This is a genomic window from Actinoplanes sp. NPDC024001, assembly GCF_040638955.1.
In the GTDB taxonomy this organism is placed as follows: domain Bacteria; phylum Actinomycetota; class Actinomycetes; order Mycobacteriales; family Micromonosporaceae; genus Actinoplanes.
Window position 1 is genome coordinate 36,294 of record NZ_JBEZZB010000058.1, and the last position, 19,428, is coordinate 55,721.

Below are 19,428 nucleotides of genomic sequence, written 5' to 3' on the forward strand. Positions count from 1 at the left end.
CGCCGGCGCTCAGGCCGCGGCGGCGGACGCCGCGCGCTGGGCGGCGAAGCGTGCCGTGATCTCCTCCGGGCTGACCGGGCGACCCAGGTGGTAGCCCTGCCCGACGGTGTAGCCGAGCTTGAGCAGCCGGTCGGCCTGCTCCTGGTTCTCGATGCCCTCGGCGACCGTGTCCAGGCCGAGCGCGCCGGCCAGCTGCACGACCGCGCGGGCCACCGCCTGCCGGGCGTCGGCCGCCGCGGTGCCCGGCTCGTCGAGCTCGATGCCGTCGACGAACGACTTGTCCAGCTTCACGATCGAGGCCGGGAAGCTGCGCAGCAGGCTCAGCGACGACTCGCCGGTGCCGAAGTCGTCCAGGGCCAGACTCACGCCCATGTCGTGCAGCTCGTGCAGGACCCGCAGCACCTGCTGGCCACGCAGCACCGCCGACTCGGTGAGCTCCAACACCAGGCGGTCCGCCCCGAGTCCGTGGTCGGCGAGGGCGGCGCGCACGTCCGCGACGAAGTCGGGGTCGTGCAGCTGGCGCACCGAGACGTTCGGGGCGATCTTCTGCAGCGCGTCCGGCCCGAACTCTGCGAGCCACGCGGCGGCCTGGCGGCACGACTCGCGCAGCACGAACCGGCCCAGCGGCACGATCAGGCCGGTCCGCTCGGCGGCCGGGATGAACTCGGCCGGCGAGATCAGGCCGCGCTCCGGGTGAGCCCAGCGGACCAGTGCCTCCACCCCGATCACCCGGCCGTCGGCCAGCCCGACGACGGGCTGGTAGACCACCCGCAGCTCGCCCTGGTCGAGGGCCCGGCGCAGGTCGCCGCCGAGCCGGGCGTGCGCCTGGGCGGGCTGTTCCATGCCGGTGGCGTAGCGCACCCAGTTCGCCTTGCCACGCTGCTTGGCCGCGTACATCGCGGCGTCCGCCTCGCGCAGCAGCTGGCTCGCCGCGGTGCCCCGCGGCGCGGTGGCCAGGCCGGCGCTGACGTGCACGAGCAGCCGGTGGGTGCTGATCGGCTTGCCGGTCACGGCCATCACCCGCTCGGCGACGTCGGCGCCCCGTTCCGGGTCGGTGACCAGCACCGCGAACTCGTCGCCGGCCAGCCGGGCCACGGCGCCGTCGGGGCCGGCCGCCTGGCACAGCGCACCGGCGAACCCGACCAGCAGCGCGTCGCCGACGTCGTGGCCGAGCGAGTCGTTGACGGTCTTGAAGTCGTCCAGGTCGACCAGCAGCACGGTGGCCGGGCCGACGGCGAGCGCGGCGTCGAGCGACTGCCGGAACAGGGCCCGGTTGGCGAGCCCGGTCAGCGGGTCGTGGGTGGCCTCGTGCCGCAGCCGGGCCTCGGAGGCGTGCTTCTCGCTCAGCAGGCGGGTGTTCTCCCGGAAGACCACGTACTGCCGGACGGCGACCAGGGCGGTGACCGTGACGGCAGCCAGCACCACCAGGCGGCCTTCCCAGGCGCCCGGCCGCCAGTAGTCCGGGTCGAAGAGCGCGTGCGCGACCGGGATGTCCACCGCCAGCACGGCGAGGTAGGGCAGCCAGACGTTGCCGGGCCGCTGCGTGACGCCGCCGGCCAGCTGCTGCCGCCGGGCGCCGAGGGAGATCAGCAGGCCGGACAGCGGCATGCAGAGCGCCTGCGCCGGGACCACGCCCTGGTAGCCGTCGATGACCGAGAGCACCGCCACGCCGGCCGCGGTCAGGCCGGTCGAGGCGACCAGGCGCATCGCCGTACGGTCGACCGGCCCGCCCGCGATGTAGGACACCTTGGTGATCGAGCCGGCCGCGAAGGCACTGGCGAGCAGCAGGATCGCCAGCGCCGAGGCGGTCCACGGCTCGGGCGCCGTGAGCATCGGGGCGATCCCGAAGTGCCAGAGCACCGTGGCACAGCCGAGCAGCGCGATGGTGCGGTCGAGCCACTGCTTGCCGCGCTCGTAGCGGCTGGTCACGCCGAGCGGCACGGTGGCGACGCCCCACATCGCGACGACCACGCCGGAGCCGATCAGCACCGCCCCCGCGGGTGGCATCGCCGGCAGCTCCGGGCCGGCCCGGAACGCCTCCACCACCAGCAGGGTGAACCCGGCCGCGAACAGGTAGCAGCAGACCTCGACCGGGATCCAGAACCGCCGGCCCGCCGGGGCCAGCGGCACCGACCGGCGCAGCGCCCGGATCGCCAGGCCGCCGACGGCCATCACGGCGGGCATGAACAGGAAGCCGATCGCGACCGGGCCGGCGCCGGTGAGCAGCCACCACGCGTACCAGAGCACGCCGAGGAGCACGATGGTCGCGGTGGTCAGCACGTAACGCCGGGGCGCGGTCATGAGACGACCGCCCGGGCGCGCTGCTTCTCGTCGTACATCCGCAGGTCGGCGGCGTTGAGCAGCTGATCAGGATCGGCCGCCGGGCCGCAGGCCGCGCCGATGCTGGCGCCGACCGTGAGCCGGCGCCCGCCGATCTCGGCGGGCTCGGTGAGCGCGGCCCGGATCCGGGCCGCGAGCCGGTCGGCCGCGGCCGCGTCACCGTCGCCGACCAGCACGGCGAACTCGTCCCCGCCCAGGCGGGCCGGCACGTCGTCCGGCCCGGCGCACGCGCGCAGCCGGTCCGCCACGTGCCGCAGCACGGCGTCGCCGGCCCCGTGGCCGTACGTGTCGTTGATCTGTTTGAAGCCGTTCAGGTCGATCAGCAGGACCGTGGCGTCGCCGTCGGCGGCGCCCATCGCGGCGGTGAACCGCCGGCGGTTCGCCAGGCCGGTGAGCTCGTCGTGGTCCGCCTGGAAGCGCAGCCGCTCGTGCAGCTCGCGCTCCTCGGTGACGTCGCGCCCGTTGCAGACCACGCCGCCGATGCCCGGCTGGTGGGTCAGGTTCACCGCGACCACCTCCAGCCATCGCCAGGTGCCGTCGGCCCGCCGGTACCGGCCCTGATAGGTGAGCTGCGCGCCCGGTGTGGCGTAGAGGTGGGTCAGCTCAGCGCCGAGCCGCGCCCTGTCCTCATGGTGCAGGATCTCCAGCGACGAGCGGCCCAGCGCCGCCGACGCCGGCATGCCGAGCACCTTCTCCACCGCCGGGCTCAGGTAGCTGAACCGGCCGTCGGGCAGGGTGATCGAGGTGATCTCCGAGGCGTGCCGCAGCAGCGACTCCAGCCGCCGCTCCCGCTCGTCCAGGCGCTCCAGCAGCCGGTTGTTCTCGGCGAGCGCGAGCACCTGCCGGGCGACCACCAGGGCGACGTTGAGCAGCAGCCCGGCCAGGGCGCCCCAGGCCGGCAGGCCGAGACCTCCGGCGATCAGCGCGGCCACCAGGGTGGCCGCGCAGACGACCGTTGCGGTGTACGGCAGGACGCTGTACCGCCGGCTCCGGGCGGCTCGGGCGCCCCGTGGCCCGGCCGGGGAGGGCGGTGTGCCGCGCAGCAGCTGGATCCGGGGACTGAAGAGCAGCACCAGGCACGGGCCGATGATGAGCAGCATCTGGGTGGCGGTGTCCCCGGCGCTGGCGCTCGGCAGCAGCGTGGTGCCGGCGGCCTGCAGCATGGTCGCCGCGGTGATCGGCACAGCAGCCGCCGGACCGGCCGGGCTGTTGCCGCTGAGCAGCAGTTTCACCGCGAGCAGCACCGCGCAGAACATCACGCCGCAGCCGACCATCGCGGTGACGATCGCCGACGTGCCGGCCGCCACCAGGTTCGGGCGGGTCATCAGACACCAGGCGACCGACGCCGCGGCGCAGTTGACGATCATGGCGTCCAGCAGGAATCGCAGGCGCTGACCACGGCTCCAGTTCGCACTCGGGTGAACGAGCGCCACCCCACCGATCACGATCACGATCACGCCGAGCAGCGCGGACCCGGTCTGCACCGGGTGGAAGTCGAGGCGGTCGAGGGATGGGTCGGCGAGCACCACGGCGCACTGCACCAGATCACCGACGGCGAAGATCAGCCCGACCACGGCGACGGTACGCCAGAACCGGTGCGCCTCCGGCGACAGGTCGAGGGTGCGGTGCACCTGCCAGGACATCCGGAACAGCAGCAGATCCAGCACCGGCATGATCAGCCAGCAGGTCACCAGCTGGGCGCGCGGGCTGCCCACGTCCAGGGCGTACCCGCCGAAGAGCACGACACCGACCACGGCGAGCGTGGCGAGCACCGGATCCCGCCACAGCGGAACCGGGCGGGCGGTGTCGGCGACCGCTGCGGGCATCCTCGTCCTTCCGTACTTCTCTGTACTTGCCAGCGATCGGCCCGCCCGGCCGCAGACTTAGCCTTTTTCCGTCACGTGATCTTCGCCCGTCGGCCACCCGGCGCGAATATATTGACGCCGCTGTATCAAATCGAGAGAGGGGCGTCGATGCGTACGGGTTCGGCAGTGAGGCGGTGGACGGCGGCCGTGACCGCCGGGATGCTGACGGTTGTCGGCGTGGCGGCGCCGGCCGAGGCGGCGGTGAGCCGGGCGGAGCTGGCGCTGCGCTGGGCGCCGATCCACTACCAGGACGTGGACGCCACCGGCACGCACGCGCTCGGCGGCCGGGCCGACATGATCACCCGGTACGACTTCGACGGCAACCTCGACGGCCGCGACAACTGGGACAACGCGGGACGTGAGACGGCCGCGCACGTCTACTACTCGGTGGCCGAGACCGCCACCCACTGGTACCTGACATACCTGTTCTTCCACCCGCGGGACTGGGTGGACCACCCGTTCTTCGAGACCGAGCACGAGAACGACGGCGAGGGCGTGCTGCTCGCCGTGGAACGCGACGGCTCCGACTACGGGACGCTGCGGGCGGCGGTGACGGTGGCGCACAGCGACTTCTTCTCGTACACGCCGGCGGGCAGCACCTGGACCGGTGGCTCCGAGACGATCGACGGCACGCTGCAGCTCCAGTCGTCGCCGCACGACTCGTTCCAGCACCCGGTCACCGCGCAGGAGGCCAAGGGCCACGGGCTCAAGGCGTACCCGCAGTACACGATCAACGGCGACGGGATCGTCTACTACCCGTCGACGGTGGCCGAGTCGCCGTCCGGCGCGGACGACCGGGACGTGCGCTACCGGCTGGTCGACGTCTTCGCGGCCGGCGGGCTGTGGGCGCAGCGCACGAACAGCAGCCTCTTCGCCGGGCTCGGCACGTTCGCCGGGGACACCAGCGGCGGCTGCGGCACCGGCACCTGGTCGTGCGGGGTCAACTCGGCGAACGCGCCGTGGGGCTGGGACGACGGCAACGACGCGGTGGCCCGGGGCGAGATCGCCACGGACCCGGCGAAGCTGTCCACCGCGTACTTCAGCGTGCCGGGGTCGCCGGCGCGGGCGTACAGCTACAACCCGTACTCGTCGGCGGCGGCCGCGTTGCGGGAGGCCGCCCGGACCATGCCGCCGACGGTGGACTGACCACGGTGACCGGCCCGCCCGCTTGTCATGGCGGTGGGCGGGCCGGTCACCGGGCGGCTCATCCCTGCGGCGCCTCGATCGGGGCCGGCTCCTCGACGGGGGCCGGCTCCTCGGCGGGCGCCGGCTCCTCGGCCGGAGCGGGCTCCTCGGTGGGCGCCGGGGTGGTCGGGGACGCGGTCGGCGCCGGGGTGGTCGGGGTCACCGACGGGCTGGGCGCGGGCTTGGCCGTCTTCGTACCGGTCGCCTGCACCTTGGCGGCGGTGTAGGCGGCGTCGACCCGCGTACCGGAGACGGTGATCTTGTGGCCGGCGCCGAGCGCGCTCAGCGCGACCTTCTTGCCGTTCAGGATGACGCGGACGCTCGACGGCACGGCGACCGTCACGGTCTTGCCCTTGACGTCCTTGGTGCCGGCCTTGGCGGCGATGGTGACCGTGCCCTTCGCCGCGTCGACGCCGGTGACCGTGCCGGTCGCCGCGAACGCGACCTTGACCGGCGCCTTCTTGACTGGCGCCGGCTTGGCGGGCGCCTTCTTCACCGGCGCCGGCTTGGCGGGTGCCTTCTTGGCGGCCGCGGCCTGCACCGCGGCGGGCGACGAGCCCGGCTTGGCGTACGCGGCCACGCCGGTCGTGACGGCGGGAACGGTGACGGCCGCGGCCATGGCGACGGCAACGGCGGTACGGCGCATGCGCATCGAACGAACTCCTCAAACCTCGGGGGAGTTCCTATCCTGGGGACCTTCGGGTTCAGACCGGTTGTGCCCCGGGTTGCCAATTGGTTGCCCACTTTTGGCGAATAGCGCCGCTTAGCCGGATGTTCGCCCGCCTCAGCCGTGAGATGCGCCGCCCGCCGGGAACACCGGAGTTGACATGCCACCGCGACCTGAGTGAATGTCCTCGCATGCACGATGTGTGGCCGGCCCCGGGCGTCCTCCTGGCCTCGCGGTACCGACTCGTCACGTTGCTGGAAACCGGCGGCATGGCGCAGGTCTGGCGAGCCGTGGACGAGTTGCTGGACCGGCCCGTCGCGGTCAAGCTCCCGGCCGGCGACACCCGGGCCGCTCACCTCGCCTGGCGCGAGGCCCGCCTCGCCGCGCGGCTCTCCCATCCCGGCATCGCCGCCGTGCACGACTACCGCGAGGCGGTGCGCCCGGACGGCTCGGTGGCGCCGTTCGTGGTGATGGAGCTGCTCAGCGGCGAGACCGTGGCGGCCCGCCTGGTCGACGGGCCGATCCCGTGGGGTGAGGCGGTCTCGATCGGCACCGCGGTCGCCGCGGCGCTGGCCGCCGCGCACGCGGCCGGAGTCGTGCACCGCGACATCAAACCGGGCAACGTCATGCTCTGCCCGGACGGGGTGAAGCTGCTCGACTTCGGGATCAGCGCCGCCGCCGGCGAGCCCGACGACGACGACACCGGCGCCACCTTCGGCACGCCGGCCTACGCGGCGCCGGAGCGCCTCGACGGCAAGCCGGCCGAGCCCGCCACCGATCTGTACGGGCTCGGCGTGCTGCTGTTCGAGATGGTGGCCGGTGAGCCGCCGTACTCGGTGGACACCTGGGAGGAACTGGCCGCGGCGCAGGCCACCGGCCCGGCCCGGCTCCCCGAGACGCTGCCGGCACGGCTGCGCGACCTGATCTACGAGTGCCTGGCGGACGAGCCGTCGCACCGGCCCTCGGCCGCCGACGCCCGGCGCAAACTGTCCCGGCTGATCCCGTCCACCCCGGCGCGCAGCACGATCCCGCTGCCCGAGCCGCCGCCGACCGGCCTGGCCCGGGTGATCCCGTCGGCGGGCCGGCGCGGCTCCACGGCCGGCCGGGTCGGCGCGGGCGTCGCCCTGGCCGCCGCGATCGCCGCCTTTCTCGTGCTGGTCAACGTGGTCGGCGGCCCGGACGGCGGGGAGGAGATCGCCCAGCCGCCGGCCAGCGCCCCGTCGGTGGCGCCGACAACGCCGACCACCCCCGCGCCGCAGCCGCCGGTGGCCACCACGACGACACCGGCCACCGAGGCCACCCTCACCCTGGACGCGGCGCTGAGCCGGGTGCGTGCGGCGGTGGAACGCGGTGAGGAGCGCGGCGAGATCCGGCCGGACGTCGCCCTCGACTTCATGAACCTGCTGCGCCAGATCGACGGCAGCGACGTGGATGTCGACCAGCAGGTCGACCTGATCAGCGGCAAGGTGCGCCAGCGGCTCGGCGAGGGCGCGCTGACCGAGGCTCAGGCCTCGACGCTGCAGTCCCGGCTGAAGGACGTGCGGGGCGCCGGCGGCACCTGAGGCCTCAGGCGGAGCCGCGCAGGATCAGCCGGGTCGGCAGCACGGTCTCGTGCTCGACCGGCTCGTCACCGTCGAGCTTGGCGAGCAGCAGCCGCACCATCTCCTGGCCCATCTGCTCGATCGGCTGGTAGACGCTGGTCAGCGGCGGGTCGGTGTGCCGGGCGATGCCCGAGTCGTCGAAGCCGATGACGGCCACGTCCTGCGGCACCCGCCGGCCCGCGCGGCGCAGCACCCGCAGCGCGCCGGCCGCCATCATGTCGGAGGCGGCGAAGACCGCGTCGATGCTCGGGTACTGCTGGAGCAGCCACTCCATCGCGGTGGCGCCACTGAGCTCGCCGAAGTCACCGCGGGCGGCCGGGCCCTCGCCGACGACGTCGCGGTAGCCGTCGTACCGCGCGATGCCGGCGGCCATGTCGAGCGGGCCGGTGATCGTCGCGATGCACCGGCGGCCCTGGTCGCGCAGGTAGGAGACGGCGGCCCGGGCGCCGCCGCGGTTGTCCGCGTCGACATAGCTGACCGGCTCGGGATGCACCGGGCGGCCCACCCGCACGGTCGGCACCCCCCGCTCCTCGAGCAGGGCGGGCAGCGGGTCGTCACCGTGCACCGACAGCAGCAGCGCGCCGTCGACGTGCTGGCGGGTCAGGTAGCCCTCGAGCTGACGTCGCTCCTCCGGGGCCTGCGCGATCATCAGAACCATCTGCAGGTTCCGCGCGACCAGCACCGACGAGACCGACTGCACGATCCGGCCGAAGAACGGCTCGGCGAAGAACCGCTCCCCCGACTCGAAGACGACCAGCGCGATCGAATCGGTTCGCTGGGTGACCAGCGCCCGGGCAGCCCGGTTCGGCACATATCCCAGAGCGTCGATCGCGTCCTGGACGGCCTGCCGCGCCTTCGGGCTGACCTGCGCCGACCCGTTCACGACACGCGACACCGTCCCGCGGCCGACCCCGGCCCGGGCCGCGACCTCCTCCAGCGTCGGCCGCCCTGTCGAGCGGGTCCGGTCCTCCCTCATCGCCGGCCGTCCTTTCCCGTCGCCACACGCACCCGCGTGAAGAGTAGTCCGCCGGGTTCCCGCCGGTCGCCCCCGCTCCCCGGGTTCACCGTGGCTGGATCCTTACGGACAACGTCCGGACCGCCAGTTCCGTGGCCGGCGGGCACCCGGCAGAGTCGAATCCGTGGACCTACACAAGATCGCCGTACTGGTGCTGCCCGGCGCCGCTCCGCTCGACGTCGGTATCCCCGCGCAGGTCTTCGCCGCGCGCCACGGCCTGGGTTACGAGTTGCGGCCCTGCTCGCTGGAGGCGGGCCCGGTGCCCGGCCGCGACGGGCTCGGCTTCGTGGTCGAGGCCGGCCTGGAGGCGATCGCCGAGGCGGACACCGTCATCGTCCCCGGCTTCCAGAATGCGTCCGGCCCGCTGGACCCGCGGGTCGTCGACGCGCTGCGGGACGCCGCGTTCCGCGGCGCGCGCATGGTCTCCATCTGCGGCGGGGCGTTCGCTCTGGCCGCGGCGGGTCTGCTGGACGGGCGGCGGGCCACCACGCACTGGCAACTGGCGCCGGCGCTGGCCCGGGACTACCCGAAGGTACGGGTCGACGGCGACGTCCTGTTCGTCGACGAGGGGCAGGTGCTGACCGCGGCCGGGGTCGCCGCCGGCATCGACGTGTGCCTGCACCTGATCCGCATCGACCACGGGGTGCAGGCCTCGAACGCGGTGGCCCGGGTGATGGTCGCGGCCCCGTACCGCAGCGGCGGCCAGTCGCAGTACGTGCCCCGCACCATCCCGGAGCCGCTCGGCGAGGTGTTCGCGGCCACCCGGGAGTGGGCGCTGCACCGCCTGGAGGAGCCGCTCACCGTGGAGATGCTGGCCCGGCACGCCCGCGTCTCGGCCCGGACGTTCGGGCGGCGTTTCGTCGAGGACACCGGGTACACGCCGATGCAGTGGATCCTGCGCGCCCGCGTCGACCTGGCCCGGGAGCTGCTGGAGAGCACCACCCTCGGGGTCGAGCAGGTGGCCGCCCGGGTCGGCGTCGGCACCGGCGCCAACCTGCGGCTGCACTTCCAGCGGATCCTCGGCACGTCGCCGAGCGAGTACCGCCGTACCTTCGCTGGCGGGAATCTTGCGGAGGCTGGCGCCGCCGGGCCTGCCGGGGCACCCGGCCGGCGCCGCAGGCTGGAGGCATGACGACACGGGTAGCAATCAACGGATTCGGCCGCATCGGGCGCAACGTGTTCCGGGCGGTCGCCGACCGCGGCGCCGACGTCGAGATCGTCGCCGTGAACGATCTGGCCGACCCGCAGGCCCTGGCCCACCTGCTGCGCTACGACAGCACCCTGGGCCGGTTCGGCCGGCGGGTCGAGGCGTCCGACGGTCACCTGATCGTGGACGGCCACCGGATCGAGGTGTCGGCCGAGCGCGACCCGGCGAAGCTGCGCTGGAAGGACATCGGGGTGGACGTGGCCGTCGAGTCCACCGGCCGGTTCACCGCCGCCGCCGACGCCCGGGCGCACCTCGCCGCCGGGGCCCGCAAGGTCCTGGTCAGCGCGCCGTCGAAGGGCGCCGACATCACCATCGCCTACGGGCTGAACCACGGCGACTACGACCCGGCCCGGCACGACGTGGTGTCCAACGCGTCCTGCACGACCAACGGGCTCGCCCCGGTGGCGGCGGTCCTCGACGACCTGGCCGGGATCGAGGTGGGGTCGATGACGACGGTCCACGCGTACACCCAGGAGCAGAACCTGCAGGACGGCCCGCACCGGGACCTGCGGCGGGCCCGCGCCGCCGCGCTCAACATCGCGCCCACCACCACCGGCGCGGCCACCGCGATCGGCGCTGTGCTGCCCCGGCTGGAGGGACGGCTGCGCGGCTACTCGGTGCGCGTCCCGGTCCCGGTCGGCTCGCTGGTCGAGCTGAACGCGCTGGTCACCCGCGAGGTCACGGCCGAGGAGGTGAACAGCGCGTTCGAGGCGGCGGCCGCCGGGCCGCTGCGCGGCATCCTGGAGTTCTCCACCGATCCGCTGGTCTCCACCGACATCACCGGCAACCCGGCATCGTCGATCTTCGACTCGCTGCTGACCACCGCGCAGGGCCGGCTGGTCAAGGCCGTGGCCTGGTACGACAACGAGTGGGGCTTCGCCAACCGGGTCGTCGACACCGTCACCCTGCTCGGAGCGGATCTTCTCTAGACTGTGCCGATGGCGGTCACCCTCGCAGATGTGGCCCGGCTCGCCGGGGTTTCCCCGGCGACCGTCTCCCGCGTGATCAACGACAGTTCGAAACGGGTCAACGAGGACCTGCGCGAGCGGGTCCTCGCCGCCGTCGCGCAACTGCACTACGTGCCGAACGCGCACGCCCAGCACGTCGCCCGGCCCCGCAAGTCGGCGGTCGGCGTGATCGTGCACGACGTCTCCGACCCGTACTTCGCCGAGATCACCCGCGGGCTGCAACGCCAGGCGGGCGCCCACGACCGGCTCCTGGTGATCTGCAACAGCTACCGGGAGCCGGACCGCGAGTTGCAGTACGTGGCGCTGCTGCGCGCCCAGCAGGTGCACGCGCTGATCCTGGCCGGCTCCGGCTATCACGACGACGCGTTCACCGAGCGGCTCAACGCCGAGCTGGGGGCGTACCAGCAGGCCGGCGGCCGGGTCGCGGTGATCGGCCGGCACCGCCTGGTGGGCAGCGCGGTGCTGCCGGCGAACGAGGACGGCGCCTACGCGCTCGGCCTGCGCCTGCTCGGTCTCGGCCACCGCCGGGTCGCGGTGATCGCCGGCCCGCGCTGGCTGACCACCACCACCGACCGGCTCACCGGTTTCTGCCGGGCCGCCGACGAGCTCGGCGTGGAGCTGCCCGCGTCGCGGGTGCTCTACACCGACTTCACCCGCGACGGCGGCGCCGCGGCCGCCACCGAGCTGCTCGACACCGAGCCCGGCCTGACCGCCCTGGTCGCCCTCAACGACTCGATGGCCGTCGGCGCGCTCGCCGCCCTGCGGGGGCGCGGCGTGCGGGTGCCCGACGACATCTCGGTCACCGGCTTCGACGACATGCCGATCGCCCGGGACGTCACGCCGTCGCTGACCACCGTGCGGCTCCCGCTGGTGGAGATGGGCGAACGCGCCATGGCCCTCGCGCTCGGCGACGACCCCGGCCCGCGGGCCGAGCGCGCCGAGGCCACCGTCGTCTGGCGGGAGAGCTGCGCGCCGCCGCCGTCCTGACTCCTCAGGTGTCGAGGTGGAGCCGCTCGCCGTCGTGGTCGAGGATGGTGATCACCTCGGCCGGGCCGCCGCGGGCGCCGAAGGCGTGCGGGATCATCGTGGAGAAGGCCGCCGCCTGACCGGTCTCGACGATAATGCTCCGCTCGCCGAGCAGCAGCTCGACCGTGCCGGAGAGCACGGTGAACCAGTCGCGCCCGGGGTGCACGCCCATCGCCTGCGGGTCCCGGGACGGCGGGCGGGTCAGCCGCATCCGGGCGACCGTCAGGCCCTTGCCGCCGGGCTCGTGGTCGAGCACCCAGGTGGTGATGCCGCGCTCCGGGTGGTGGTGCGGCTTGATCACCACCTCGTCACCACCCGTCTCCACCAGGGAGTCGAGGCTGGCGCCCAGGGCCCGGGCGATCGCGGTCAGCTGGTCCAGCCCGATGCGCCGGTGGCCGGTCTCGATCCGGCTCAGCGTGGACGGGCTCAGATAGCAGCGGGCCGCCAGGTCGTCGAGCGACCAGCCCTTCGCCAGCCGCAGCCCGCGGATCCGGGCCCGGACCAGGGCGTCCATCTCAGCGTCTTGCGTCATACGCAAGATTGTATGCGTTGCGGGCAAGGTGCTCGTACAGTCGATCGCATGGGAACCGAACACCACCACGGCAATCACGACATGACGGAGATGCTCGACCTGGACGCGGAGGTCGCCCGCGAGGAGGTCGCCACGCTCACCGCACGCATCGCGTCGCTGTCCACGGCTCCCGTGCGGGACGTCATCGACCTGGGCAGCGGGACCGGGGCGGGCACCTTCGCCCTGCTGCACCGCTTCCCCGGCGCCACGGTGACCGCCGTCGACACCTCGGAGGAGCTGCTGCGGCACCTCACCGCCGCCGCCGACCGGCACGGCCTGACCGGGCGGATCCGGCCGGTGCGCGCCGACCTCGACGCCGGCTGGCCCGACCTGGGACCGGCCGACCTGGTGTGGGCGTCGTCGTCGATGCACCACATGGCCGACCCGGACCGGGTGCTCCGCGACATCCGGGCCACCCTGCGGCCCGGCGGCCTGCTGGTCATGGTGGAGATGGAGCAGCTGCCGCGCTTCCTGCCCGATGGGTTCGGCGACGGCCTGGAGGACCGCATGCACGCCGGGCACGCCGAGGCCCGCGACGCGCACCTGCCGCACATCGGCTCCGACTGGACGGCCCGGCTCAAGGCCGCCGGGCTGACCGTCCACGACCAGGACACGCTCCTCATCGAGCGGTCGGCGCCGCTGTCCCCCACGGCGGTGCGCTACGCGGAGGCCACGCTGCGCCGCTTCCGGCACTCCCTCGCCGACCGGATCTCCCCCGCCGACCGGGCCACTCTGGACGGTCTGCTGCACGGTGGCCTCGCCTCGCGCACCGACCTGTCCGTCCGGAGCAGCCGCGACGTCTGGATCGCCGTGGCCTGACCGGCCACCGGCCTTGTCGGCGTGGGCTCAACCCGGCAGGATCCACCGGATGCTGGGAACCGATGAGTCGTGGCGCGGCGGCGCCGAGCAGACCTGCGACTGCTGCGGCGGCCCGAGCCGCCGGACATGGTGCATGGTGACCCGTGACGGCGCGCCGTACGCGGTCTTCTTCGCCTCCTGCTACACCCACGGCGGCGACCCCGAGTCGTGGATCGACGTGGTGTTCGGGACCTGGGGCGAGGGCGAGCACGACGACCATCTGACGTTCGGCTGCCGGTTCGGCCCGGTTCAGGGCAGCGACCTGCCGGCGGCCACCGCGGTCGACGCCGCCGCGGTGGCGCCGCAGAGCCCGCTGTTCGGGCGCAAGCTCAGCCGGGCCGAGGCCCTGGGGCACCCGCGGGTGCGCGAGTTCTGGGACGTCGTCGACTTCGTGGTCGGCACGGACCCGCTCGTGCACCCGCACCACTACGGGCACGCCTACCGTCACTGAGCAGGCGTCCCGCAGCGGGGTCAGCGGACCGGGAGGGTCGCGGCGGCGCGCTCCTCCACGGCGGCCTTGATCCGGTCGGCCTGGATGCGGCTCTTCACCCCGGTGACGGCCTGCACCTTGTAACGGCTCAGTCGCCCGGTGGTGCGCAGGTGCTCGTCGAGCCGCTCGCCGTACGCCTCGAGCAGCTCCTCGTCGGTGGCGCCGCGACCGCCCTGCGGGCGCGGCAGCAGGTGCTGCCATTCCTCGGCGCTGCCCGGCCCGCTCTGCCCGCCGAGCGCGAGCAGGTAGTCGGCCACGAAACCGCGGATCGTCACGTCGTCGAGGCGCGGCGCGCTGGGGGCGAGCAGCTCGGCGAGCTCTCGCGGGTCGCGCGGGAACTCACCCTGCCCGAGCTCCTCCTCCAGGGCGCTGCGCAGCGCCTCCAGCCCGGCCAGCCAGGCCGGCGAGCCCTTCGGCGCCACGGCCGGTTCCGGCAGCAGATCCCGCCATGGGTACGCCGCCTCGCCGTGCTCGCCGCTCAACTCCCGCACGTAGTCGATGACGAAGGCGCGGACGACGCCCTCGCCGAGTTCCGGCACGCGCGGCGCCAGGGTCCGGGCCAGCTCGGTGACCTGGAGGTAGCTCATCTCCAGCAGTTCCTCCGGGCTGGTCTCGGTGGCCAGGTGGCGGCTCAGGTTCTGCACCGCCAGCCGCCACCACGGCGACCCGGGGATGCTGACCGCCGGCCGGGCTCCGGTGGGCGTGGACGCCCAGGCCGGAACCGCCGGAGCCGGGGAGACCGGCGCGGCGCTCATCGCCGCGCCCACCGCGGGAGCCGGGTCCGCCGCCGGCTCGGCGCCGTCCTCGGTCGACCGGCGCGGCGCGGGCACCGCGGTCAGCGCCTCGTCGTGCGCTTCCTGCCCGGCTCCGTCACCCTGACCGGGATCCGGCTCGACCGGCTGCACGAACTGGACCGGCTGCACGGCGGGCACCGCCGTGCCGGCCATGGCGTGCCCGTTTGAGCCGGCCGCGCCCGGCCCGGCCGCAGCCGCAACGGCGGCGACCCGCTCGAAGCCGGAGGCTGGTCCGGCCGAGGCCGCCAGGGTGCGGGCCGGCTCACCCGCTACCGCCGCACGATCGGTCCCCGCACCACCGGACACCGCCGGAACCGGCGTCACCGGCACAGGCACGGCCTGAGCAGACACGGACTGCGCAGGAACGGCCTGGGCAGGATTGGCCTGGGCAGGCACGGATTGCGCGGAAACGGCCTGGGCGGGAACGGACTGGGCGGGAATGGCCTGCGCAGGCACGGACTGCGCAGGCACGGACTGCGCAGGCACAGACTGCGCAGGCACAGACTGCGCAGGCACAGACTGCGCAGGCACAGACTGCGCAGGCACAGACTGCGCAGGCACAGACTGCGCAGGCACGGACTGCGCGGATGCGGCCTGGGCGGGCATGGCCTCCGCCGGGCCTTGGGGATCGGCGGCCGGCACGGCAGCCGCCGTCGCCGCGTCCTCGCCGGTGAGCTGTGCCGGCGTCACGGCCGGCGCCGCGATCCGCGCGCCGCTCGGGTCCAGCAGATCCATCACCCGCTGGATGCGGGCCAGCTGCTCGATCACGTCCTGAACGACCGGCTCACCCGCGGTGCGCGCGTCCTTCAGCAGCCGCGACCGCCACCACGACTTCGGCCACCGCGTCCCGCTCACCCGGTGGTAGTTGATCACCATCCGCCGCACCTGGCGCTCCGCCGCCATCCGCTCCAGGTCCGGATCGTCGTCGGGGATCAGCCAGCCCCAGCGCTCGGCGAGCCGGCGCGGGCTGTAGGCGAACCGGCCACGCCGCACTCGCTGCCCGGCAGCGGTCAGCGCCGCCCACCACATCAGGAAAATCACACAGGGTACGGCGAGCCGCAGCAGTTTCTCGGTGCCGGTGACGGCGTTACTGGCCACGATGACGCCCGACAGCACCGCGATCAGCGCGGCGATGTAGAGCATCGGCCCCGGATGACCGGGCGTGACGATCTTCCCGTCCGCGGCGTAGACCGTGGTCCGCCGATACTGCTCGGCGGCCAGCGACGTCGCGGTCAGGAAGCAGATCTCGAAGACCGCGAAGACCAGCACCGCGAAGACCTTCGGCAGTTTGAGCTGGTCGATCGCGATGACCCACATGCCTTCGGCGTTGAGCAGCAGCGCCAGGTTCATGCTGACCGCCAGCGCGATCGGGCGCAGCGGCTTGCGGGACCGTTTCGCCCACACGCCGAGCCCGATCAGCGCGATCATGCCGAGCAGACCGGCGCCGAGCAGCAGCAGGGCGGCGTAGTCACGCCAGAAGTCCGCGATCAGGTCGTTGTACTGCTTCACGCGGGTACGCCTTTCGACACGGCGGGGAGGTACTCGTCGAGCGCGGTCGCGATCAACGCGGATCGGTTGCCGGTGGTGTGCCGGGCGGCGAGGTCGTCGATGACCGCCAGGTTCGCGGCGTGGGGGCGGATCGACACCTGCACCTGGTCCTCGGAGTGCCGGCGCCGCCCCGTACGCTGCGCCACGAAGATCCCGTCCGCCGGTGCCGCCGCCGGCCCGCTGACGGCGACCAGCTCGGCGAGCCGGTCGTGGGTGGCGTTGAGCGCGTCGAAGACCAGCTGCGTGTGCGACCGCCCGGTCGCCGCGGCGTGCGCGCGCAGCCGGGAGCGCAGGCTCACCGAGAGGTAGACCACCACGCTGGCGCCCGACCTGACGGCGCCTGTCCCGGTGGAGGCGATCGGCACGGCGGCTCCTTCTCGACGGCGAAACTGCTGGCGGGCTTTCTACCACGCCCGTGTTACGCGGTCGTGGAGGCGCGCATGCCACAAGCGAGCGGAACGCTAGCGGATAGCACTATCCGATAGCCCACCCGCCCCCGCCGGCCACGACCTCACCAGCTCATCACCGGCGCCGCCGGCACGCGAGCAAGACCACACTCGGGTGGCGGGCCCGCGGTGATCACCCTACGGTCGGAAATCGACGGTGATCGCGAGACAGGGAGGCGTGGCGGGGTGCCGGGCTGGGCGATGTGGGTTCTGGTGGTCGTGGCGGTCGTGGTCGCCGCCCTGTCCGGGTCGGCGGTGCTGGCGAGCCGCTTCGCCCGGGAGCGACCGGGTCGCCGCGCGGAACCGGAACCGGCGCCGCAGCCCCGGCCGGTCGAGGTGGCCGAGCTGGCCGCCGAGGCGGAGGCGGTGCGGGCCGCGGCCGAGCGGGCGGTGAGCGCCGCCGACGAGGCGCGGCAGCGGGCCGAGCAGGTGGCCGGGTTGCGTGATCAGGCCGAGCGCCGCTATCTGGACGCGCGCTGGGAGGCGCGGACGGCGGCTACCGGCGAGTCGCAGCGGCTGGTGCAGCGGGCGGCCCTGGACGCCTACCGGCGCGGGGAGCTGAGCGTGGCGCAGCTCAACGGCATCTGGCAGCAGACCGGCACCGGCGCGGACCAGCCCGACGCGCCGGAGGTGCGTGCCGCGCTGCGGGAATTCCAGCAGGCGATGGCGGAGTCGGCGGAGGTCCGCCAGGAGGCGCACGTCGCCGAGGTCGCCGCGGAGGCCCTGGTCGAGGAGGTCCGGATGGCCGAGCAGGACGTCCTGGTCGCCGAGCAGGAGACCCGTCCCGGCCTGGACGGCCTGCTGAGCCACCACCAATAGAGCCGGCCCGGCCGCATCGCGACCGGGCCGCAGTCCCTTCCGTACGGTTCACGCGCTGCCCGGCGCCGGCGGGTTCGGGGGTGTCCGCGCCGGGCAGCGCGTGGTCTCACTGGTTCAGCGAGCAGGGGGCGAGGCCTTCGGCGTTGAGGTTCGGCTTGGCCGCGGCCCGGCCGATCGCCGTCTCCATCCGGTTGATCGCCGCGAACCGCTTGTCCTCCAGCGGCCCGAGGATCGCGTTCTGGATGAAGTTCGGGCCGCCCTGGCCCACCGTGCTGCGGATCCGGTTGTTCGCCTCCTGGATCTGCTTGTCCAGCAGCGCCAGGTTGCGGTCGATCTCGGCCTGGGCCGACGCCGGGACGGCGACGGTGACGTTCACCTGCGGGCAGTTGACGGTCGGCAGGTTCGCCGCGACGTCCTCCGGGTTCGCGGTGGCGACCGCGGTGGGCTCGGGCGCCGCGTTGCCGCCGCCGTTCTCGTTCAGCGAGCAGGGCGCGAGGCCTTCGGCGTTGAGGTTCGGCTTGGCCGCGGCCCGGCCGATCGCCGTCTCCATCCGGTTGATCGTGGCGAACCGCTTGTCCTCCAGCGGCCCGAGGATCGCGTTCTGGATGAAGTTCGGGCCGCCCTGGCCCACCGTGCTGCGGATCCGGTTGTTGGCCTCCTGGATCTGGGTGTTGAGCAGGGCCAGGTTCCGCTGGATCTCGGCCTGCGCGGAGGCCGGGACGGCGGGCAGCTTGTCGGCCACGGCCGGGCAGTTCACCGTCGGCAGCGCATCGCCGCCACCGTTGTTGCCACCGTTGTTGCCGCCGCCGTTGTTGCCTCCGGCGTTACCGCCGCCGTTGTTGCCGCCGCCGTTGCCGGCGGGCACCTCGGTCGGCTCCGGCGACGCGTTGCCGCCGCCGCCCTCGTTCAGCGAGCAGGGCGCGAGGCCTTCGGCGTTGAGGTCCGGCTTGGCCGCGGCCCGGCCGATCGCCGTCTCCATCCGGTTGATCGCCGCGAACCGCTTGTCCTCCAGCGGGCCCAGGATCGCGTTCTGGATGAAGTTCGGTCCGCCCTGGCCGACCGACGTGCGGATCCGGTTGTTGGCCTCCTGGATCTGCGTGTTCAGCTGCGCCAGGTTGCTGGCGACCTCGGCCTGCGCGGAGGCCGGGACGGCGGGCAGCTTGTCGGCCACGGTCGGGCAGTTCACCGTGGGCACACTCTCGTCGGCGGCGGCTGCCACGCCGAGTCCGACACCCACCATGGCCACCGCGACACCCGCCACGCCGGCCACCCGCCAGCGCCGCACGTTCGATCCCCCCGAGTTGCTCCGGTAGCTCCGGTAGCGCTTCATCTGCGTGCCTTCCTTTCGGACCGCGTTCTCCACCGGTCCGTACGGGAACGCTCCCAAGAAGGATCGAACTAAAGCGAAACTTAAGATTCGAGGGGCTGTCCTCTTAAGAAACCTGACCGTTTCCGATCAGCATCGGCGCCGGTCAGAGCGGTTCCACGGCGACGTCGGCGAAGGTCACCACGGCATCGCCCGGGGCCATACCGAGCACCACGGCGCCGCGCGCCTGCGGCGTGGTCACGCCGGGCGAGGCGAGCACCGTCTGCCGGTCGAGCGACACCTCGAGATCGGCTCCGGCGGCGCGCACCTCGAGATGCCGCCAGGCCGCCGGATCGGCAGCCGCCGGCATCGGACGGGCCGCGAGCGTACGCACGAGCCGCCCGGTCTCCGCCTCGAGGCGCACCTCGTCGGCGCAGAACGTGACCCGGAACGCGCCGTCGTGCACCCGCACCCGCACGAGCGCGCACGCGTCCGGCGTGCCCAGCGCGAACCGGGCCGCGACGAGCCAGTCCCCCGCGGTGTGCGCCGCCTGGCAGGCCGGCACGGCGGGCGCCGACCGGCGCAGCACGACCGGACCGGCGAGCGAGCATCGTGGACGCTGCTCGTCCCGGCTCGCCGGCTCGGAGGCCCGGTCGGCGCGCTGGCCCAGCGACAGGTCACCCACCGGCGGCCCGGTGGCCGGCCCGGCCGGGCGGTCCCCG

At 73.8% G+C, this 19,428-nt stretch carries 17 protein-coding genes; 8 read left to right on the plus strand and 9 right to left on the minus strand.

Features of this window, described 5'->3' with window-relative positions:
- Window positions 1–9: 9 nt before the first annotated feature.
- Entirely contained in the window at window positions 10–2,301 is a 2,292-nt protein-coding gene (locus AB0F81_RS23035; RefSeq protein ID WP_360200459.1) for a bifunctional diguanylate cyclase/phosphodiesterase, read from the minus strand.
- Complete coding sequence (locus AB0F81_RS23040; protein ID WP_360200461.1) at window positions 2,298–4,166, minus strand: diguanylate cyclase; 1,869 nt, start codon at window positions 4,164–4,166, stop codon at window positions 2,298–2,300. Before AB0F81_RS23040 ends, AB0F81_RS23035 begins: the two co-directional genes overlap by 4 nt.
- Window positions 4,167–4,331: 165 nt before the next feature.
- Here AB0F81_RS23040 and AB0F81_RS23045 point away from each other — a divergent pair, with 165 nt between their 5' ends.
- Window positions 4,332–5,351, plus strand: coding sequence for a hypothetical protein (locus AB0F81_RS23045; RefSeq protein ID WP_360200463.1), 1,020 nt, complete (start codon window positions 4,332–4,334; stop codon window positions 5,349–5,351).
- A 58-nt stretch (window positions 5,352–5,409) separates the two neighbouring features.
- On the opposite strand, the gene AB0F81_RS23050 is transcribed toward AB0F81_RS23045, so the two are convergent.
- Window positions 5,410–6,042, minus strand: a complete 633-nt coding sequence (locus AB0F81_RS23050; RefSeq protein WP_360200465.1) for a hypothetical protein — start codon at window positions 6,040–6,042, stop codon at window positions 5,410–5,412.
- A gap of 206 nt (window positions 6,043–6,248) precedes the next feature.
- On the opposite strand from AB0F81_RS23050, the gene AB0F81_RS23055 reads away from it, so the two are divergent.
- Window positions 6,249–7,619 carry a serine/threonine-protein kinase gene (locus AB0F81_RS23055; protein ID WP_360200467.1) on the plus strand — a complete coding sequence of 457 codons (1,371 nt, stop codon included), beginning with the start codon at window positions 6,249–6,251 and terminating at the stop codon, window positions 7,617–7,619.
- A gap of 4 nt (window positions 7,620–7,623) precedes the next feature.
- Here AB0F81_RS23055 and AB0F81_RS23060 read toward each other — a convergent pair whose 3' ends face one another.
- On the minus strand, window positions 7,624–8,634 hold the full coding sequence (locus AB0F81_RS23060; RefSeq protein ID WP_360200469.1) for a LacI family DNA-binding transcriptional regulator: 1,011 nt from the start codon (window positions 8,632–8,634) through the stop codon (window positions 7,624–7,626).
- Between the two features lie 163 nt (window positions 8,635–8,797).
- On the opposite strand from AB0F81_RS23060, the gene AB0F81_RS23065 reads away from it, so the two are divergent.
- Genes AB0F81_RS23065 through AB0F81_RS23075 form a run of 3 tightly spaced genes read left to right on the plus strand, consistent with a single transcriptional unit; the run spans window position 8,798 to window position 11,835 of the window.
- A complete protein-coding gene (locus AB0F81_RS23065) occupies window positions 8,798–9,805 on the plus strand; it encodes a DJ-1/PfpI family protein (protein ID WP_360200471.1) in 1,008 nt (335 codons plus the stop codon).
- On the plus strand, window positions 9,802–10,809 hold the full coding sequence (gene gap, locus AB0F81_RS23070; RefSeq protein WP_360200473.1) for a type I glyceraldehyde-3-phosphate dehydrogenase: 1,008 nt from the start codon (window positions 9,802–9,804) through the stop codon (window positions 10,807–10,809). The genes AB0F81_RS23065 and gap overlap by 4 nt, the downstream gene beginning before the upstream one ends.
- 9 nt (window positions 10,810–10,818) lie before the next feature.
- Window positions 10,819–11,835 carry a LacI family DNA-binding transcriptional regulator gene (locus AB0F81_RS23075; protein WP_360200475.1) on the plus strand — a complete coding sequence of 339 codons (1,017 nt, stop codon included), beginning with the start codon at window positions 10,819–10,821 and terminating at the stop codon, window positions 11,833–11,835.
- 4 nt (window positions 11,836–11,839) lie between these two features.
- Here the strand turns inward: AB0F81_RS23075 and AB0F81_RS23080 are convergent, their stop codons facing one another.
- Window positions 11,840–12,406 (minus strand): XRE family transcriptional regulator, encoded by a 567-nt coding sequence (locus tag AB0F81_RS23080; RefSeq protein ID WP_360200477.1) that lies wholly within the window; start codon window positions 12,404–12,406, stop codon window positions 11,840–11,842.
- A gap of 48 nt (window positions 12,407–12,454) precedes the next feature.
- On the opposite strand from AB0F81_RS23080, the gene AB0F81_RS23085 reads away from it, so the two are divergent.
- Both AB0F81_RS23085 and AB0F81_RS23090 read left to right on the plus strand, forming a co-directional pair.
- Window positions 12,455–13,264 carry a class I SAM-dependent methyltransferase gene (locus tag AB0F81_RS23085; protein WP_360200479.1) on the plus strand — a complete coding sequence of 270 codons (810 nt, stop codon included), beginning with the start codon at window positions 12,455–12,457 and terminating at the stop codon, window positions 13,262–13,264.
- A 49-nt stretch (window positions 13,265–13,313) separates the two neighbouring features.
- A complete protein-coding gene (locus tag AB0F81_RS23090; protein WP_360200481.1) occupies window positions 13,314–13,754 on the plus strand; it encodes a hypothetical protein in 441 nt (146 codons plus the stop codon).
- Window positions 13,755–13,774: 20 nt separating this feature from the next.
- On the opposite strand, the gene AB0F81_RS23095 is transcribed toward AB0F81_RS23090, so the two are convergent.
- Complete coding sequence (locus AB0F81_RS23095) at window positions 13,775–16,096, minus strand: MFS transporter (RefSeq protein ID WP_360200483.1); 2,322 nt, start codon at window positions 16,094–16,096, stop codon at window positions 13,775–13,777.
- On the minus strand, window positions 16,093–16,500 hold the full coding sequence (locus tag AB0F81_RS23100; RefSeq protein ID WP_360200485.1) for a hypothetical protein: 408 nt from the start codon (window positions 16,498–16,500) through the stop codon (window positions 16,093–16,095). The genes AB0F81_RS23095 and AB0F81_RS23100 overlap by 4 nt, the downstream gene beginning before the upstream one ends.
- 282 nt (window positions 16,501–16,782) lie before the next feature.
- Here AB0F81_RS23100 and AB0F81_RS23105 point away from each other — a divergent pair, with 282 nt between their 5' ends.
- Window positions 16,783–17,400 carry a hypothetical protein gene (locus AB0F81_RS23105; RefSeq protein ID WP_360200487.1) on the plus strand — a complete coding sequence of 206 codons (618 nt, stop codon included), beginning with the start codon at window positions 16,783–16,785 and terminating at the stop codon, window positions 17,398–17,400.
- 106 nt (window positions 17,401–17,506) lie between these two features.
- Here the strand turns inward: AB0F81_RS23105 and AB0F81_RS23110 are convergent, their stop codons facing one another.
- Both AB0F81_RS23110 and AB0F81_RS23115 read right to left on the minus strand, forming a co-directional pair.
- Window positions 17,507–18,730, minus strand: coding sequence for a hypothetical protein (locus AB0F81_RS23110; protein WP_360200489.1), 1,224 nt, complete (start codon window positions 18,728–18,730; stop codon window positions 17,507–17,509).
- Between the two features lie 142 nt (window positions 18,731–18,872).
- On the minus strand, window positions 18,873–19,428 hold a 556-nt coding region (locus AB0F81_RS23115), incomplete at its 5' end, for a hypothetical protein (protein WP_360200491.1).

Excerpts from the sequence above, each read along its gene's own strand:
- AB0F81_RS23075 (WP_360200475.1), top strand. The coding sequence starts at position 10,819 with ATGGCGGTCACCCTCGCAGATGTGGCCCGGCTCGCCGGGGTTTCCCCG.
- AB0F81_RS23080 (WP_360200477.1), bottom strand. The coding sequence starts at position 12,406 with ATGACGCAAGACGCTGAGATGGACGCCCTGGTCCGGGCCCGGATCCGC.
- AB0F81_RS23050 (WP_360200465.1), bottom strand. The coding sequence starts at position 6,042 with ATGCGCATGCGCCGTACCGCCGTTGCCGTCGCCATGGCCGCGGCCGTC.
- AB0F81_RS23110 (WP_360200489.1), bottom strand. The coding sequence starts at position 18,730 with ATGAAGCGCTACCGGAGCTACCGGAGCAACTCGGGGGGATCGAACGTG.
- AB0F81_RS23105 (WP_360200487.1), top strand. The coding sequence starts at position 16,783 with ATGTGGGTTCTGGTGGTCGTGGCGGTCGTGGTCGCCGCCCTGTCCGGG.
- AB0F81_RS23060 (WP_360200469.1), bottom strand. The coding sequence starts at position 8,634 with ATGAGGGAGGACCGGACCCGCTCGACAGGGCGGCCGACGCTGGAGGAG.
- AB0F81_RS23040 (WP_360200461.1), bottom strand. The coding sequence starts at position 4,166 with ATGCCCGCAGCGGTCGCCGACACCGCCCGCCCGGTTCCGCTGTGGCGG.
- AB0F81_RS23085 (WP_360200479.1), top strand. The coding sequence starts at position 12,455 with ATGGGAACCGAACACCACCACGGCAATCACGACATGACGGAGATGCTC.
- AB0F81_RS23090 (WP_360200481.1), top strand. The coding sequence starts at position 13,314 with ATGCTGGGAACCGATGAGTCGTGGCGCGGCGGCGCCGAGCAGACCTGC.
- AB0F81_RS23035 (WP_360200459.1), bottom strand. The coding sequence starts at position 2,301 with ATGACCGCGCCCCGGCGTTACGTGCTGACCACCGCGACCATCGTGCTC.
- gap (WP_360200473.1), top strand. The coding sequence starts at position 9,802 with ATGACGACACGGGTAGCAATCAACGGATTCGGCCGCATCGGGCGCAAC.
- AB0F81_RS23055 (WP_360200467.1), top strand. The coding sequence starts at position 6,249 with ATGCACGATGTGTGGCCGGCCCCGGGCGTCCTCCTGGCCTCGCGGTAC.